Consider the following 15,666-nt stretch of genomic DNA (forward strand, 5'->3'; position numbering starts at 1 on the left):
ATTGATCGGCATTCACCACTGGGATGTGCGCTTTTCGTGAAAGTGCGGTTACGGGATGCCTACGCTCGGTCAGAGCCCCAGCTCGGCCGTGCGCAGCCGCTCCGCCGGCCCGGCCGGGCCCTCCACCTGGACCCGGGCCACCCGCTGCCGGCCGGTGAGGAACAGCACCAGCTCGCCCGGCGCGCCGACCAGTCGCAGCCGCTCGCCGCCCCGGCCGGCCCGCAGCTCGCCGTGCCCCGGCGCCTGCACCAGCACCTCGGCCGGGAACCGCCGCAGCGCCATCCGGGCCAGCAGGGCGACCCGCTTCCAGAGCACCGCCTGCTGCCCGGCCGGCAGGTCGCGCGGGTGCCAGCCGGGTCGGGCGCGGCGTACGTCCTCGTGGTGGATGAAGAACTCCATGCCGTTGGCCAGCTCGTCGGTGAGCGGATTGCTCACCGGGCTCCACACCGGCGGTCGGCGGACCCGGTCGACCAGGTCGGCGTACGGACCGGCGGCGACCCGCAGGCGCACCGCCTCGGCGTACCCCCGCAGCGGCGGCAGCAGGATCCCGCCGGCCGCGTCCGGCCGGCGCTCCCGCACCAGCAGGTGCGCCGCCAGGTCGCGGGTGGTCCACCCCTCGTTGACCGTCGGCGCGTCCGGTCCCAGTTCCAGCATCAGATCGGCGAGCGCCTCGCGCTCCGCTCGGGCGTACCGCGGCATGGCCCGATCGTAGGCCCGCGCCGCCCGATCGGCGCGCCACGGCCGGCGCGACGTTGCCGGGCCGCCGGTCGCCGCCCGCCGTCCGGACCCGTCGGCGCGAACGTGACGGCGGACATATCCCGGCCGGGTCGGCGTACGCGGCGACGAGCGGTAAGGATGGGGGAGAAAACTGTGGCTTACGGCGGGGGAGAGCGTGGCGAGCGGGACAAGTCGGGACGTGCTCGGCAAGGGGCTCAGGGTGCTCGGCCGGGCGATCCGGGAGCAACCCCGGATCTTCGCGGTGGCGGTCAGCGGCAGTGTGCTCTTCGGCCTCCTCGTCATCGCCAGCGCGTACGTGGTCGGCGCGGTGGTCGGCGACGTGGTGGTGCCGGCGGTCGAACGCGGCTCGGTGGCCGGCGGCGCCCTCGCGCTCGCCGCGTCGGCGCTGTTCGGGATCAGCGTGCTGCGGGTGGTCGGGATCTTCGGCCGACGGCTCGGCGCCGGTTACATGCAGTACCGGCTCCAGGCCGCCTACCGTCGCCGGGTCACCCGCCGCTACCTCGACCTGCCGCTCGCCTGGCACCACCGCAACTCCACCGGCACGCTGCTGTCCAACGCCAACTCCGACGTGGAGGCCGCCTGGTACCCGATCGCGCCGCTGCCGTTCGCGGTCGGCACGCTGGTGATGCTTGTCGGCGCCGTGGCCTCGCTGTTCGTCACCGACTGGGCGCTCGCCCTGGTCGGCCTCGCCGTCTTCCCCGCGCTGTTCGCCCTCAACGTGGTCTACTCCCGCCGGATGGCGCCCCGCCAGGCCCGCGCCCAGCGCCTGCGCGCCGAGGTCAGCGGCATCGCGCACGAGAGCTTCGACGGCGCGTTGGTGGTCAAGACCATGGGCCGGGAGTCCCAGGAGACGGCCCGCTTCGCCGCGCGCGCCGGTGACCTGCGCGACGCGTTGATCTCCGTCGGCCGGCTGCGCGGCGTCTTCGACCCGATGCTGGAGACCCTGCCCAGCCTCGGCACGCTCGCCGTGCTGGTGGTCGGCGCGGTCCGGCTCCGCCAGGGCGCGATCACGGTGACCGAGCTGGTCAGCGTCGCGTTCCTGTTCACCGTGCTGGCCTTCCCGGTGCGGGCGATCGGCTGGGTGCTGGCCGAGCTGCCGCGCAGCGTCGCCGGCTGGGAGCGGGTCAGCCGGGTCCTGGACGCCACCGGCGAGATGCCGTACGGCGACGTGACGCTCGACCCGGCCCGCCGGGAGCCGGCCACGCTGGGCTTCGCCGACGTCCACTTCGGGTACGAGCCGGCCGAGGCGCACCGGCCCGGCGCGGAGGTGCTCGGCGAGGTGACGTTCACGGTGCCGGCCGGGAAGACGGTGGCCCTGGTCGGTCCGACCGGCGCCGGCAAGTCCACCATCGCGTCGCTGGCCGTGCGGCTGGTCGATCCGGACCGGGGCCGGGTCACGCTGGACGGCGTCGACGTGCGCGAGCTGACCGCCGCCTCGCTCGCCGGCACGGTGGCGCTGGTGGCCCAGGTGCCGTTCGTCTTCGACGACACGGTCCGGGCCAACATCACGCTCGACCGGGCCGGCGTCGGCGACGACGAGGTGTGGGCCGCGCTGCGGCTGGCCGAGGCGGACGGCTTCGTCGCCGCCCTGCCGGACGGGCTGGACACCATGGTCGGTGAGCGGGGCACCTCGCTCTCCGGCGGGCAGCGGCAACGGCTCACGCTGGCCCGGGCGCTCGCCGGCCGACCCCGGCTGCTGGTGCTCGACGACGCCACCAGCGCCGTCGACCCGCGGGTCGAGGCGGCTATCCTGGCCGGCCTGCGGGCCCCCGGCGACGCGGGCGCGTCGATCCTGGTGGTGGCGTACCGGCGGGCCACCATCGCGCTCGCCGACGAGGTGATCTACGTGGAGCAGGGCCGGGTGGTCGCCCGCGGCACGCACCCCGAGCTGCTGGCCACCGTGCCCGGGTACGCCGACCTGGTCACCGCGTACGAGCAGGCCGAACAGGAACGCGAGCAGAACCGCACGTACGACGAGGTCACGCCGGTGCCGTCCGGTCTGGAGATGGAGGTGGACCGGTGAGCGCTGCGGTGGTCGAGGAACGGGCCGAGTCGACCTGGGGGACGCTGCGGCGCGGGTTGGCGCTCTCGCCGGAGCTGAAGACCGGGCTGGCCGGCACGTTGGCGTTGGCGCTCGTCTACATGGTCGGCCGGGTGGCGGTGCCGGTGGCGGTGCAGCGCGGCATCGACCACGGCATCGTCGGCGGGCTCGACCTGGGCGTCATCTCGCTGACCGTGGCGGTCACCGTCGCCGTGCTGGTGGTCACCACCGCCTGCGGCTACCTGATGATGCGTCGGCTGTTCACGGTCAGCGAGACCGCGCTGGCCGGCGTGCGGACCCGCGCGTTCCGGCACGTGCACGACCTGTCCATGCTGCACCAGCAGTCCGAGCGGCGCGGGTCGCTGGTCTCCCGGGTCACCAGCGACGTCGACCAGATCACCCAGTTCCTCCAGTGGGGCGGCGTGATCCTCCTGGTCAACCTGGGGCAGTTGCTGGTGACCACCGCCGTGATGCTGGCGTACTCCTGGCAGTTGACGCTCGTGGTGCTCGTCGCGTTCGCGCCCGCGGTGCTGATCATCCGGTTGTTGCAGCGCCGGCTGGCCGGCGCGTACGGGCTGGTCCGGCAGCGGACCGGCACGCTGCTCGGCGCGATCGGCGAGAGCGTGGTCGGCGCGCCGGTGATCCGGGCCTACGGGATCGCCGGGCGCACCGCCCGCCGGCTGGACGCGGCGATCGACGGGCAGCGGCTGGCCCAGCAGCGGGCCATCCGGATCAGCATCCTGGGCAGCTCGGTCGGCGAGCTGGCCGCCGGCCTGGCGCTGGCCGGCGTGGTGGTGGTCGGGGTGAGCCTGGGCGTCGACCGGACGCTGTCGGTCGGCCAGCTCACCGCGTTCCTGTTCCTGGTCACGCTCTTCATCCAGCCGGTGCAGATCGCCACCGAGGTGCTCAACGAGGCGCAGAACGCGATCGCCGGCTGGCGTCGGGTGCTCGACGTGCTGGACGTCGAGCCGGACGTGGCCGACCCGGGCGAGCGGGGCCGGGAGCTGCCGTCCGGCCCGCTCGACGTCCGCTTCGCCGGGGTGACGTTCGCCTATCCGGGCGGGCCGCCGGTGCTGCACGACGTGACGCTGGACATCGCGGCGAAGAGCCGGGTGGCGGTGGTCGGCGAGACCGGCAGCGGCAAGACCACGTTCGCCAAGCTGCTCACCCGGCTGATGGACCCGACCGAGGGCGAGGTGCTGCTCTCCGGCGTCGACCTGCGTCAGGTCCGCTTCGACTCGCTGCGCGCCCGGGTGGTGATGGTGCCGCAGGACGGCTTCCTGTTCGACGCCACGGTCGGGGAGAACGTCCGGTTCGCCCGCCCGGACCTGTCCGACGCCCGGCTCACCGCCGCCTTCACCGAGTTGGGCCTGGCCGACTGGCTGGACGGGCTGCCGGCCGGGCTGGACACCCCGGTGGGCGAGCGCGGCGAGGCGCTCAGCGTCGGCGAGCGGCAACTCGTGGCGCTGGCCCGCGCGTACGTGGCCGACCCGGACCTGCTGGTGCTCGACGAGGCGACCAGCGCGGTCGACCCGGCCACCGAGGTGCGCCTGCAACGCACGCTGGACGCGGTGACCCGGGGGCGCACCACGCTGGCCATCGCGCACCGGCTCTCCACCGCGCAGGCGGCCGACGAGGTGATCGTGGTGGATCGGGGCCGGATCGTGCAGCGTGGCTCGCACGAGGAGCTGGTCCGGGACACCGACTCGGTCTACGCCCTGCTCTACGCCTCCTGGCTGGAGCAGACCCGCTGACCGGGCCACCCCGAACTCTCGCGATCTTGCACTTTCGGCCCCCGGTAGGGGTGGATCGTCCTTTTCGTCGGGGCAACAAGCGCAAGATCGCCGCCGGGAAGGATCAGCGCACGTCGCCGGTGAGGTAGCGCTGGACCGTCGGGCCGGCGGCGGCCACCAGGGTCGCCGGCTCGGCGCCGGCGATCGGTTCGAGGCGGAGCACGTACCGCGTCAGGGCCAGCCCAGCGAGCTGGGTCGCCACCAGCCCGCCACGCAGCGGCAGCTCCGCCGGGTCGACCTCGAGGTGGTCGAGCACCCGTCGCAGCACCTGGGTGACGAGGAACTCCCGCAGCAGGCGGGCGGTCCACTCGTTGCTCACCGCCGAGCGCAGCAACGCCACCCCCGCAGCGCCGACCGGCGAGTCCCATACCTCAAGGAACGTGCGGACGAGCCGCTCGCCGATGCCCTCCGGCCCGCCCGCGAGAACCGTCGGCAGCAGCCGCGCCGGGTCCACCGGGAACGCCAGGGCCGCCCGGAAGAGGTCCTCCTTGGCACCGAAGTAGTGGTGCACCAGCGCCGGGTCCACGCCGGCGGCGGCGGCGACCGTCCGGATCGCTGTGGCGTCGAAGCCACGCTCGGCGAACGCGCCCCGGGCCGCGGCGAGGATCGCCTCCCGGGTGTCCGGGTTGCCGGGCCGCCGCCCGGTGCGACGCGTTCTCCTCGGCTGCGCCGCCGGCTCGGCGTCGCGACGCGGGGTCATCCGCTGCGCCGGCGCAGCGTCGCGGCGGCCAGCACCAGCGCGACCACCGCCGCGCCGGCCACGATCGCCACGTCGCGCCACATGGTGCCGGTCGGCTCGGCGTGCGCGCCGACCTCCTGGAGCGCCTCGACCGCGTACGACAGCGGCAGCACGTCGCTGACGGCCTGGAGCCAGCCCGCCATCTGGCCGCGGGGCACGAACAGCCCGCAGAGCAGCAGTTGCGGGGCGACCACGACCGGCATGAACTGCACCGCCTGGAACTCGGTGCGGGCGAACGCGGAGCAGAACAGGCCGAGCGCCACGGCCAACACCGCGTTCACGCTGGCGATCAGCACGACCAGCCACGGGCTGCCGGCGGTGTCCAGCCCGAACACCTGGTAGGCCACCAGCGAGGCGACGGTGGACTGGAGCACCCCGGCCAGCCCGAACGCGATGCCGTAGCCGAAGAGCAGGTCCAGCTTGCCCAGCGGCGTGGTGAGCAGCCGTTCCAGCGTGCCGGTGGTGCGCTCGCGGAGCATGGCGATGCTGGTCACCAGGAACATGATGATGAACGGGAAGAAGCCCAGCATGATCAGCGCGACCCGGTCGAAGGTGCGCGGCGCGCCGGGCGGGGTGGGCTGGTCGACGTACATGAAGTAGACAAGCGTGAGCAGCACCGCCGGCACCACGACGAGCAGCGCGACGGTGCGCCTGTCGTGCCGGAGCTGACGGAGGATCCGCCCGGTGGTGGCGGCCAGGATGCGCGTGTTCACGAGGCGTCCTCCGACTCGCCGTCGCGGATCAGGCGCAGGAACGCCTCCTCCAGGTCGTCCACGCCGGTGGCGGCGCGGACAGCGGCCGGGGTGTCGTCGGCGACCAGCCGGCCCTCGCGGATCAGCAGCAGCCGGTCGCAGCGGGCCGCCTCGTCCATCACGTGACTGGAGACCAGCAGCGTGGTGCCGGTGGCGGCCATGGCGTGGAAGCGGGCCCACAGGTCGGCCCGCAGCACCGGGTCCTGGCCGACCGTGGGCTCGTCGAGGACGACCAGCTCCGGGTCGCCGACCAGGGCGCAGGCGAGCGACGCGCGGCTGCGTTGGCCGCCGGAGAGCGTGCCGACGAGCTGGTCGGCCGCGGTGGCCAGCCCGACGTCGGACACCGCCCGGTCGGCGTCGGCGCGGCCCCGGCCCTGGAGCACGGCGAAGTAGCGGGCGTTCTCCCGGACCGTGAGGTCGGCGTAGACGCTCGGCGCCTGGGTCAGGTAACCCACCCGGTGGCGCAGCTCGGCCGTGCCGGCGGGCCGGCCGAGCACGTCGACCGTGCCGGCGTCGATTGTCTGCACGCCGACCACCGCGCGCATCAGCGTGGTCTTGCCGCTGCCGCTGGGCCCGAGCAGCCCGGTGACCGTTCCGCGGGGCACGGCGCAGCTGATGCCGTGCAGCACCCGTCGCCCGCCCCGGTCGACCACCAGGCCACGGACCGCCACCGCGTCGTCCATGTCCGCCTCCGACAATTCATCTACCGTTGAAATCAACGGTAGATGAATTCCACCGGCCGGGCAATACTGTTGACTTCGAGTGGGCTCGAACTGGAAGTCTGGATCGGTGGACATCGGTATCCGGGAGAAGAGCCTCAGCGTCGGCGAGGCGGCGCAGCGGGTCGGTCTGACCACCTACACGCTGCGCTGGTACGAGCAGGAGGGGCTGGTCGCGCCGGTCGGGCGGGACTCCGCCGGCCGCCGGCGCTACACCGAGGCGGACGTCAACTGGCTGTACCTGCTCCTGCGGCTGCGCCGGACCGGGATGCCGGTGCGCGACATGCGCCGCTACGCCGAGCTGGCCCGGCAGGGCGACCGGACGCTCGGCGCGCGGCGGGCGCTGTTCGAGGCGCACCGGGCCCGGGTGCTGGTCCGGATGGCCGAGTTGACCGAGGATCTCAAGGCCCTCGACCACAAGATCGACGTGTACCGGCAGGCGGAAGAGGAACTGGGCTAAGCCGCCCGCACCGGACACCTGGTCCGCCATCGGGCATTGCGCTTGAGATCGGACTTCCGGCACCATGTCGCGGTGGGTCCCGCTTCGTTGCCCGAGTCCGGATTCCTCGACGACTGGGCCACCCGCCTGCGCCGGGCCGCGGACCGACCGGTCGTCGGGATCATGCTGCGCGGCAGCCACGCCCGACGGGCCGCCACCGAGCACAGCGACGTCGACGTGGACGTGCTCGTCGCCACCGACGAGGAGCGTCCCGCCTCGACGGCCCCGGCCCGCCCCACCGGCGCGTACGCGAGCCGGGACGCCTACCTGGCCGAGTTCGACGGGCGGCTGGTGCACGTCTCGGTGGCCTCCCGGGACGTCCGCTCCTGGGTGCGCCGGCTCGGGCAGCCCGCCGACTGGGCGTTCGGGCTGCCGGTAACCGCGCCCGCCCGGCTGCTCTGGGCGGTGCCGGAGTGGCGCCGCCGGATCGACCTGCCGGTGCTCTGTCAGCCCGCCGACGAGCCGCGCCTGGAGGACCTGATCGCCACGCTGGGCAAGGTGGCCGGGGCGCACTGGGCCGGCGACGCCCCCGGGGTCCGGCTCGCGGCGGCCGACCTGGCCCGGCTCTGCCCCTCGGTGCTCCGGCTGGCCAACCCGGCCGTCCGGGTGGTGTCCCGGCGGGCCGCGCTGACCGCCGTGCTGGACCTGCCGGTGGCCCCGCCCGGCTACCGCGCCGACATGCTGCTCTGCCTCGGGCTGCGCGCCGGCGCCCCGGCCGAGGTCGGGGCCGCCGCCGGCCGCCTGGTCACCGGCATCGTCCCGCTGGTCCGCCCGTACGCCGGGGAGGTCGCCGCGGTGGCCGGCGCGGACCTGGCCGAGGCGCTCGCCGACGGCCGGGTGGACCGCTACCTCGGTCAGCTCAGCCGGACGCTGCACGCCGCGCCACCGGCGACCCGGGACACGACGACGGTGCCGGCGCCACGTGCGGGAGAATGGTCAACCGTGCCCGCCTCTGACGCGCCCGTGACCGGCGCCTCCGCCCGCTCCGCCGCCGGCCCGGCCCGGCCCTCCCAGCTCGACCCGGCCATCGCGGCCCGGCTCCGCCGCACCCCGGACGGTCTGGTCGCCGCCGTGGTCCGCGCCCACGACTCGGGTGAGGTGCTGATGGTCGCGTGGATGGACGACGAGGCGCTGCACCGCACGCTCACCAGCGGCCGGGCCACCTACTGGTCGCGCAGTCGGGGGGAGTACTGGGTCAAGGGCGCGACCTCCGGCCACCACCAGTACGTCCGCTCGGTCGCGCTGGACTGCGACGGCGACGCGCTGCTGGTCAGCGTGGAGCAGGTGGGCGCGGCCTGCCACACCGGCCACCGCACCTGCTTCTTCACCGAGCTGCCGGTCAGCTCGCCGGGGGTGACCCCGTGACCGGCGCCGCGGTCGGCCCGCCCGCCGTGCGCAGCCGGCGCGAGCTGGCGTACGCGGTGCTGCTCTGCCTGGCCGGCGCGGGCCTGGCCGCCTGGGCGGTGACCCGGAGCTGGTCGGCCGATCCGACCGCCGGCGGTTCCCTCGGGCCCGGCCGGTCGGGCCGCACCGGCGCGGACCTGCTGCCGTGGGTGTCGGCGCTGGCCTACGTCGGGTTGGCCGGCGGCGGCGCGGTGCTGGCCACCGGGGGGCGGCTGCGCCGGCTGCTCGGCGTGCTGCTGGCGGTCGTCGGGCTGGCCGTGGCGGTCGGTGGCGGGATCGGTCTCGGCGAGCCCGGGGTCAGCCGGCTCTGGCCGGCCCTGGTGCTGGTGGGCGGTCTGGCGCTCGCGACCGGCGGCGCGTGCACCGCGTGGCGGGCCGGGCGGTGGCCGGCGATGGGCGCCCGGTACGAGCGGCGGGCCGGGTCGACCGCCCCCGCCGACCCGGACCGGCCAGCGGTCGAACGGGGCACCCGGGACGCCTGGGACGCGCTGGACCGGGGTGAGGACCCGACGGTCAGCTGACCGGCTGGGCCTCGCGCGTCGCCCGGCGGTCGCGGGCCGCGGCCCGGGCGGCGGCCAGCTCGGCCACCAGCCGCTCCAGCTCGCGGCGTTGCGCGGCCCGGGCCCGGTCGGCGCAGACCGCCTCCCAGGCGTTGCCCCGGGCGGTACGCGTCCGGCCGTCACCGGCCACCGCGCGTTCGAGCGTGTGCACCACGCCGACGGCGAGTGCGGCGACGGTCCGGGAGACGGTGGTCAACCCGATGTTCTGGTGCGGCCCGTTGGCGCTCATGGTTCACCCCACACGAGATCGTTCGGCTTCGGTCGGCAGCGGCCTCGTCGAGTCTGCCCTGCGACGATGGTGTCCGGCTCACGTTTCGCCACCGTGAAGCGCAGGTCAACGCTCCCGCACGCGGGGCGACCTGCACAGGGGCGGAAGTCCTTGACCTTGGTCACAGCGGGCCGGACGTCGGGCTGCGAGGTCGGGCCGGGCGTGGTGAGATGGGTCATGGGCGATGGTCGATGCATGCGGTGGCGCTGCGTGACACCGCGTTCACCCGAAGTCGGCCATCATGCCACAGCCCATGTCGTGAGGTGCGCCATACCCCCCGGCACGTGTCGCCAGGTGGCGCCACCTAGCATCGGCCCATGACACCCGGAGAGGGGAGTCCGTTGGTGACTGCTGAGCATGCGCACGCGGAGGGGGACGACGCCGGAGCGGCGCCGTCCGCAGGGGTGCTCGACGAGATCCTGGCCGGGGTGCGCGAGGACGTGGCCCGGCGGCAGGAGCAGCTCCCGCTGGAGCGGATCCGTGAGCTGGCCGCCGCCGCGCCGCCGCCGATCGACGCGTACGCGGCGCTGCGCCGACCCGGCGTGGCCGTGATCGCCGAGGTGAAGCGCTCGTCGCCGTCCAAGGGGCGGCTGGCCGAGATCGCGAACCCGGCCGACCTGGCCAGCGACTACGCGGCCGGTGGCGCGCGGGCGATCAGCGTGCTGACCGAGGGCCGCTGGTTCGGCGGGTCGCTCGACGACCTGGCCGCGGTCCGGGCCGCGGTGAACGTGCCGGTGCTGCGCAAGGACTTCGTGGTCTCCAGCTACCAGGTGCACGAGGCCCGCGCGCACGGCGCCGACCTGGTGCTGCTGATCGTCGCCGCGCTGGAGCAGAACGCGCTGGTCGGGCTGCTGGAGCGGATCGAGTCGTTGGGCATGACCGCGCTCGTCGAGGTGCACACCGAGGAAGAGGCGGACCGGGCCCTGGAGGCCGGCGCGCAGGTGATCGGCGTCAACGCCCGCGACCTGCGTACCCTGGAGGTCGACCGGTCGGTGTTCGAGCGGATCGCGCCCGGGCTGCCGAGCCGCGTCGTCAAGATCGCCGAGTCGGGCGTGCGCGGTCCGCACGACCTGATCCGGTACGCCTCGGCCGGCGCCGACGCCGTCCTGGTGGGCGAGGGCCTGGTCACCCAGAAGAGCCCCCGCGAGGCGGTCGCCGAGCTGGTCAACGCCGGGAACCACCCGGCCACGCCCCGCCCGGTGCGCTGACCCGCGCCGGGTCCACCCGAACCGAGAGGACGCCCGCGATGAGCGCCGCACCCGCTGCCGGCCAGGTTCCCGACGCCGCCGGCCACTTCGGCCGGTTCGGCGGCCGGTTCGTCCCCGAGGCGCTCGTCGCCGCGCTGGACGAGCTGGACGCGGCGTACCGCAAGGCGATGGGGGACGAGGAGTTCCTCGCCGAGTTCGACGCGCTGCTGCGCGACTACGCCGGCACCCCGTCGATGCTGTACGAGGCCCGGCGGCTCTCCGCCCAGGTGGGGGCGCGCGTCCTGCTCAAGCGGGAGGACCTCAACCACACCGGCGCCCACAAGGTCCGCAACGTGCTCGGCCAGGCGCTGCTCACCCGGCGGATGGGCAAGCGGCGGGTGATCGCGGAGACCGGCGCCGGCCAGCACGGCGTGGCCACCGCGACCGCCGCCGCGCTGTTCGACCTCGAGTGCGTGGTCTACATGGGCGCGGTGGACACCGAGCGGCAGGCGCTCAACGTGGCCCGGATGCGGATGCTCGGCGCCACCGTGATCCCGGTGACGGCCGGCTCGCGCACGCTCAAGGACGCGATGAACGAGGCGATGCGCGACTGGGTCGCCAACGTCGAGGACACCCACTACCTGATCGGCACCGCCGCCGGGCCGCACCCGTTCCCGGAGATGGTCCGGGACTTCGTGCGCGGCATCGGCGTGGAGGCCCGTCAGCAGTGCCTGGACCTGACCGGGGCGCTGCCGGACGCGGTCGCGGCCTGTGTCGGCGGCGGCTCCAACGCGCTGGGCATCTTCCACGCCTTCGTGCCCGACGCCGGGGTGCGGCTCTACGGCTTCGAGGCCGGTGGCGAGGGCGTCGAGTCCGGCCGGCACGCGGCAAGCATCACCGGCGGCTCGTCGGGCGTGCTGCACGGCACCCGCACCTACGTCCTGCAGAACGCCGACGGCCAGACCATCGAGTCGCACTCGATCTCGGCCGGTCTGGACTACCCGGGCGTCGGGCCGGAGCACGCCTGGCTGCACGACACGGGCCGGGCCACCTACCTGCCCGTCGAGGACGCCGAGGCGATGGCCGCGTTCGAGCTGCTCTGCCGCACCGAGGGGATCATCCCGGCGATCGAGAGCGCGCACGCGCTGGCCGGCGCCCGCAAGATCGCTCCGGAACTCGCCGCCGAGCTGGGCCGGGAGCCGGTGATCGTGGTCAACCTCTCCGGCCGTGGCGACAAGGACGTGCACACCGCCGGCGCGTACTTCGGCATCCTCGACAAGGAGTGAGAGCGTGAGTCGCATCGGGGTCGCCTTCGACAAGGCCCGGGCCGACGGGCGGGCCGTGCTGGTCGGCTGCATGCCGGCCGGCTTCCCCACGGTCGAGGGCAGCATCGCCGCCATGACCGCGATGGTCGAGGCGGGCGTCGACGTCGTCGAGGTGGAGATCCCCTACTCCGACCCGGTGATGGACGGGCCGGTCATCCAGAAGGCCAGCGACATCGCGTTGGCCGGCGGCGTGCGCACCGCCGACGCGCTGCGCGTCATCGAGGCGGTGGCCGCGACCGGCGCGCCGGTGGTCACCATGACCTACTGGAACCCGATCGAGCAGTACGGCGTCGACGCGTTCGCCCGTGACCTGGCCGCCGCCGGCGGCACCGGGCTCATCACGCCGGACCTGATCCCCGACGAGGCGGCCGAGTGGCTGGCCGCCTCCGAGGCGCACGGCCTGGACCGGACGTTCCTGGTGTCGCCGTCCTCCACCGACGCGCGCCTGCGGATGACCGCCGAGCACTGCCGCGGTTTCGTCTACGCCACCGCGATCATGGGCGTGACCGGCGCCCGCGCCCAGACCTCCGAGGCGGCGCCGGTCCTGGTCTCCCGGCTGCGCGAGGTCACCGACCTGCCGGTCGGCGTCGGGCTGGGCGTGGGCACCGGCGCGCAGGCCGCCAACGTCGCCGGGTACGCCGACGCGGTGATCGTGGGCAGCGCGCTGGTCCGCTGCGTGCTCGACGCGCCGGACGAGGCCGCCGGCCTGGCCGCGCTGCGCAAGCTCAGCGCCGAACTCGCCGAGGGCGTCCGCAACCCCGTTCGCTGACTCCCGTCGCCGGCCCGTCAGTTGGCCTGTCGCCGGTCCCTGTCGCCCATCTCTGCCACCGGTCTCTGCCGCCGCTCGCCGTCGGTCGTTCCGGCGGTGTTCGTGATGCGCTCGCCCCGACGGGGTCCACGCCGTCCGGCTCTTCGGCGTGGGCAGGACGGGATGCCGGTCTTCGCCTACGAACTTGATGGCGTGGACGGGTCAGGCGCGCCGCACCACGCCGACGGGTGCGATCACGCCACGGGTGGGTGGGGTGGGTCCGTGTGGGGTGGCGGGGACGGCGAAGATCGGTGCGTGGTGCGGTGAGTCACCCGTGCCATCAAGTTCGTAGGCACCGGAAGCACTGCCGTCGGGTGCGCGTGCCGCGCCGCGCCGACGACCGGACAGGCCGGACCGGGGTGCCGCGCACACGGTCCGCACCGGTACCGTGTGCACCCGTGACCCTCGCCCCGATGACTCCCCTGGCGGCCATGCCCAGCCCCAGCACCGCCGTCTGGCAGCTCGGTCCGGTTCCGATCCGGGCGTACGCGCTCTGCATCATTGCCGGCATCGTGGTGGCCTGCGTGGTCACCGAGTACCGACTGCGTCGCCGTGGCGTCGCACCGGGCGCCGTGCTCGACATCGCCGTCTGGGCGGTGCCGGCGGGCATCATCGGCGCCCGGCTCTACCACGTGATCACCTCCCCGGAGAAATACTTCGGCGCCGACGGCCAGCCGCTCAAGGCGTTCGCCATCTGGGAGGGCGGGCTCGGCATCTGGGGCGCGGTGGCCGGCGGCGCGGTCGGCGCCTGGCTCGCCGCCCGGCAGCTCGGCATTCCGCTCTCCGTGGTCGCCGACGCGCTGGCCCCCGGCATGCCCCTGGCGCAGGCCGTGGGCCGGCTGGGCAACTGGTTCAACAACGAGCTCTACGGCGGGCGGACCAGCTTGCCGTGGGGCCTCGAGGTGCACGTGATGGATCCGGAGAATCCGGGTCGCGCGCTCCGCGACGACGCCGGCAACCCGGTCCTGCAACCCGGGCTCTACCATCCGACGTTCCTCTACGAGGCGCTCTGGAACGTCGGCGTCGCCGCGTTGGTGCTGGTGCTCGACCGCAGGCTGCGGTTGGGCCGGGGCCGGGCCTTCGCGCTCTACGTGATGGGCTACACGGCGGGCCGGTTCTGGATCGAGCTGATGCGCACCGACGAGGCCAACCACATCCTCGGCGTACGCCTCAACGTCTGGACCGCGGCGCTGGTCTTCCTCGGCGCGCTCGCCTACTTCGTCCGGGTCCGTGGCCCCCGGGAGTACCTCGTCCCGATCGGTGAGCCGACGGCGCCGGCGACGCCGGCCGGCGACGTGTCCCAGGTCGACCTCGCCGCCCGCGAGCCCGCCGCGGCCACGGTGGCGCCGGAGGGCTACCGGGTGGTGACCGAGGACCAGTTCCGCGCGTACCGGGAAACCGGCGCGCTGCCCCCGACGGAGCCCACGGCGGCCGACGGCCCGGCGCTCGACGACGCCGACCGGGCCGACGACGCCGACCGGATCGACGCGGACGCCGGGCGGGCCGACGACGCCGACCGGATCGACGCGGACGCCGAGCGGGCCGACGACGCGGACCGGGCCGACGCGGACGCCGGGCGGGCGGACGCCGGGCGGGCGGACGGCGGCGGGCGCCCGGCGGACCGGGACAGCTGAGCGGGGGAGTCATGCGCAGCGCGGTGGTGGTCGGCGCCGGCCTCGGCGGAATGGCGGTGGCCGGCGCGCTGGCCCGCTCCGGGTGGGAGGTCACGCTGCTGGAGCGGGCCGACCGGGTCCGGCCGGAGGCGACCGCCGTGGTGCTCTGGCCGAACGGGGTACGCGCGCTGCGCGCGCTCGGCCTCGGCCACGGGCTGGACGCGATCGCCACACCGCTGCCCGACGGCGGGATCCGCCGCCCGGACGGGCAGTGGCTGGTGCAGCCCCGCCCCGTCCCGGCCGAGCGGATGCCGGTGGTGGTGCACCGGGAGGACCTGCACGACGCGCTCATCGCCGGGTTGGGCGAGCGGGTGGAGCTGCGTACCGGGGTGACGGTGCGCGGCGTGCGCGCGGTCGACGGCGAACGGCCGGCGGTGGACGACGGCCGGCACACGGTCGAAGCCGACCTGGTGGTGGCCGCCGACGGCACGGACAGCGAGATCCGGCGGCAGCTCGCCCCGGAGACCGCCGTGGTGAGTTCCGGGTGTGCCGCCTGGCGCGCGGTCATCCCCTGGTACCGCGCCCCGCAGCTTCCCGGCGACCAGCCGGTGCACGGCGAGACGCTGGGTGCCGGTTACCGGTTCGTGGCCGCCTCGCTCGGCGAGCGGGGCACCGCCGGGGCGTCGCGCCGGGGCGGCATCTACTGGGTGGCGACCGCTGCCGGCGCGCCTCGGCCCGAGCCGCCGGAGATCCAGCTCGCCCTGCTCAAGCGCTGGTTCGCGGGGTGGCCCGCGCCGATCGCCACGCTGTTGGAGGCCACCGATCCGGTCGACGTGGTGCAGCAGGAGGTCCGCGAGCTGCGGCCGTTGCCCCGGTCATACGGTTTCCCGGTCGGTCCGGGCGGCGTGGTGCTGCTCGGTGACGCCGCGCACGCCATGCCGCCGCACCTCGGGCAGGGCGCCTGCCTGGCGTTCGAGGACGCGGCCACGCTCGCCGGGCTACTGCGCGAGTCGCGGCTGCCGGACGCGGTGACCGCCTACGACCGGCTGCGCCGCCCCCGGGCGGCGACCATGGTCCGGCAGACCCGCCGGATGTCGGCCGTGTTGCAGACCCGGGGTCGGCTGGCGCTGCGCGCCCGGGACGCCGCGCTGGGCACGATCAGCCCGCGGCTGCGCAACACCGCCGCCGCGGCGGCCGCCGACTGGCAACCACCGTCCTGA

The 15,666-nt window shown here is 75.0% G+C and carries 15 protein-coding genes and 1 pseudogene; 11 read left to right on the forward strand and 5 right to left on the reverse strand.

What is annotated here, in order from left to right:
- Positions 1-69 precede the first annotated feature (69 nt).
- Positions 70-699, reverse strand: coding sequence for a TIGR03085 family metal-binding protein (locus tag ACIA6B_RS06220; RefSeq protein WP_396771507.1), 630 nt, complete (start codon positions 697-699; stop codon positions 70-72).
- 193 nt (positions 700-892) lie between these two features.
- Between ACIA6B_RS06220 and ACIA6B_RS06225 the strand changes: the two genes are divergently transcribed.
- Both ACIA6B_RS06225 and ACIA6B_RS06230 read left to right on the forward strand, forming a co-directional pair.
- Positions 893-2,761: an ABC transporter ATP-binding protein gene (locus ACIA6B_RS06225; protein WP_396771508.1), complete on the forward strand. Its 1,869-nt coding sequence runs from the start codon at positions 893-895 to the stop codon at positions 2,759-2,761.
- Complete coding sequence (locus tag ACIA6B_RS06230) at positions 2,758-4,533, forward strand: ABC transporter ATP-binding protein (protein WP_396771510.1); 1,776 nt, start codon at positions 2,758-2,760, stop codon at positions 4,531-4,533. The genes ACIA6B_RS06225 and ACIA6B_RS06230 overlap by 4 nt, the downstream gene beginning before the upstream one ends.
- Positions 4,534-4,636: 103 nt before the next feature.
- Here ACIA6B_RS06230 and ACIA6B_RS06235 read toward each other — a convergent pair whose 3' ends face one another.
- Genes ACIA6B_RS06235 through ACIA6B_RS06245 form a run of 3 tightly spaced genes read right to left on the reverse strand, consistent with a single transcriptional unit; the run spans position 4,637 to position 6,746 of the window.
- A complete protein-coding gene (locus tag ACIA6B_RS06235; RefSeq protein WP_396771512.1) occupies positions 4,637-5,272 on the reverse strand; it encodes a TetR family transcriptional regulator in 636 nt (211 codons plus the stop codon).
- Complete coding sequence (locus ACIA6B_RS06240) at positions 5,269-6,024, reverse strand: ABC transporter permease (protein WP_396771514.1); 756 nt, start codon at positions 6,022-6,024, stop codon at positions 5,269-5,271. Before ACIA6B_RS06240 ends, ACIA6B_RS06235 begins: the two co-directional genes overlap by 4 nt.
- Positions 6,021-6,746 carry an ABC transporter ATP-binding protein gene (locus ACIA6B_RS06245; RefSeq protein WP_396771516.1) on the reverse strand — a complete coding sequence of 242 codons (726 nt, stop codon included), beginning with the start codon at positions 6,744-6,746 and terminating at the stop codon, positions 6,021-6,023. The genes ACIA6B_RS06240 and ACIA6B_RS06245 overlap by 4 nt, the downstream gene beginning before the upstream one ends.
- 106 nt (positions 6,747-6,852) lie before the next feature.
- Here ACIA6B_RS06245 and ACIA6B_RS06250 point away from each other — a divergent pair, with 106 nt between their 5' ends.
- From ACIA6B_RS06250 to ACIA6B_RS06265, 4 genes and pseudogenes are all read left to right on the forward strand, one after another.
- A complete protein-coding gene (locus tag ACIA6B_RS06250) occupies positions 6,853-7,242 on the forward strand; it encodes a MerR family transcriptional regulator (protein ID WP_396771518.1) in 390 nt (129 codons plus the stop codon).
- A 162-nt stretch (positions 7,243-7,404) separates the two neighbouring features.
- Positions 7,405-8,043 (forward strand): annotated as a pseudogene (locus tag ACIA6B_RS06255) (phosphoribosyl-AMP cyclohydrolase); the annotation flags it as partial.
- A gap of 180 nt (positions 8,044-8,223) precedes the next feature.
- Positions 8,224-8,646: a phosphoribosyl-AMP cyclohydrolase gene (gene hisI, locus ACIA6B_RS06260; protein ID WP_281938494.1), complete on the forward strand. Its 423-nt coding sequence runs from the start codon at positions 8,224-8,226 to the stop codon at positions 8,644-8,646.
- Complete coding sequence (locus ACIA6B_RS06265) at positions 8,643-9,206, forward strand: Trp biosynthesis-associated membrane protein (RefSeq protein WP_396771520.1); 564 nt, start codon at positions 8,643-8,645, stop codon at positions 9,204-9,206. The genes hisI and ACIA6B_RS06265 overlap by 4 nt, the downstream gene beginning before the upstream one ends.
- On the opposite strand, the gene ACIA6B_RS06270 is transcribed toward ACIA6B_RS06265, so the two are convergent.
- Entirely contained in the window at positions 9,199-9,474 is a 276-nt protein-coding gene (locus ACIA6B_RS06270; protein ID WP_396771522.1) for a hypothetical protein, read from the reverse strand. The genes ACIA6B_RS06265 and ACIA6B_RS06270 overlap by 8 nt on opposite strands.
- Positions 9,475-9,917: 443 nt before the next feature.
- Between ACIA6B_RS06270 and trpC the strand changes: the two genes are divergently transcribed.
- From trpC to ACIA6B_RS06295, 5 genes are all read left to right on the forward strand, one after another.
- Positions 9,918-10,721 (forward strand): indole-3-glycerol phosphate synthase TrpC, encoded by an 804-nt coding sequence (gene trpC / locus ACIA6B_RS06275; protein WP_281938492.1) that lies wholly within the window; start codon positions 9,918-9,920, stop codon positions 10,719-10,721.
- A 38-nt stretch (positions 10,722-10,759) separates the two neighbouring features.
- Positions 10,760-11,986: a tryptophan synthase subunit beta gene (trpB, locus tag ACIA6B_RS06280; RefSeq protein ID WP_396771524.1), complete on the forward strand. Its 1,227-nt coding sequence runs from the start codon at positions 10,760-10,762 to the stop codon at positions 11,984-11,986.
- 4 nt (positions 11,987-11,990) lie between these two features.
- Complete coding sequence (gene trpA, locus ACIA6B_RS06285; protein ID WP_396771526.1) at positions 11,991-12,794, forward strand: tryptophan synthase subunit alpha; 804 nt, start codon at positions 11,991-11,993, stop codon at positions 12,792-12,794.
- A gap of 437 nt (positions 12,795-13,231) precedes the next feature.
- Positions 13,232-14,467 carry a prolipoprotein diacylglyceryl transferase gene (lgt, locus tag ACIA6B_RS06290; protein WP_396771528.1) on the forward strand — a complete coding sequence of 412 codons (1,236 nt, stop codon included), beginning with the start codon at positions 13,232-13,234 and terminating at the stop codon, positions 14,465-14,467.
- Positions 14,468-14,478: 11 nt separating this feature from the next.
- Complete coding sequence (locus tag ACIA6B_RS06295; protein ID WP_396771530.1) at positions 14,479-15,666, forward strand: FAD-dependent oxidoreductase; 1,188 nt, start codon at positions 14,479-14,481, stop codon at positions 15,664-15,666.

It is taken from the genome of Micromonospora sp. NPDC051141 (assembly GCF_044455765.1).
Classification (GTDB): Bacteria; Actinomycetota; Actinomycetes; order Mycobacteriales; family Micromonosporaceae; genus Micromonospora.

Bases quoted from the DNA above. Each gene is read 5' to 3' on its own strand.
- trpB (WP_396771524.1), top strand. From the start codon at position 10,760: ATGAGCGCCGCACCCGCTGCCGGCCAGGTTCCCGACGCCGCCGGCCAC.
- ACIA6B_RS06270 (WP_396771522.1), bottom strand. From the start codon at position 9,474: ATGAGCGCCAACGGGCCGCACCAGAACATCGGGTTGACCACCGTCTCC.
- ACIA6B_RS06235 (WP_396771512.1), bottom strand. From the start codon at position 5,272: ATGACCCCGCGTCGCGACGCCGAGCCGGCGGCGCAGCCGAGGAGAACG.
- ACIA6B_RS06220 (WP_396771507.1), bottom strand. From the start codon at position 699: ATGCCGCGGTACGCCCGAGCGGAGCGCGAGGCGCTCGCCGATCTGATG.
- ACIA6B_RS06245 (WP_396771516.1), bottom strand. From the start codon at position 6,746: ATGGACGACGCGGTGGCGGTCCGTGGCCTGGTGGTCGACCGGGGCGGG.
- ACIA6B_RS06295 (WP_396771530.1), top strand. From the start codon at position 14,479: ATGCGCAGCGCGGTGGTGGTCGGCGCCGGCCTCGGCGGAATGGCGGTG.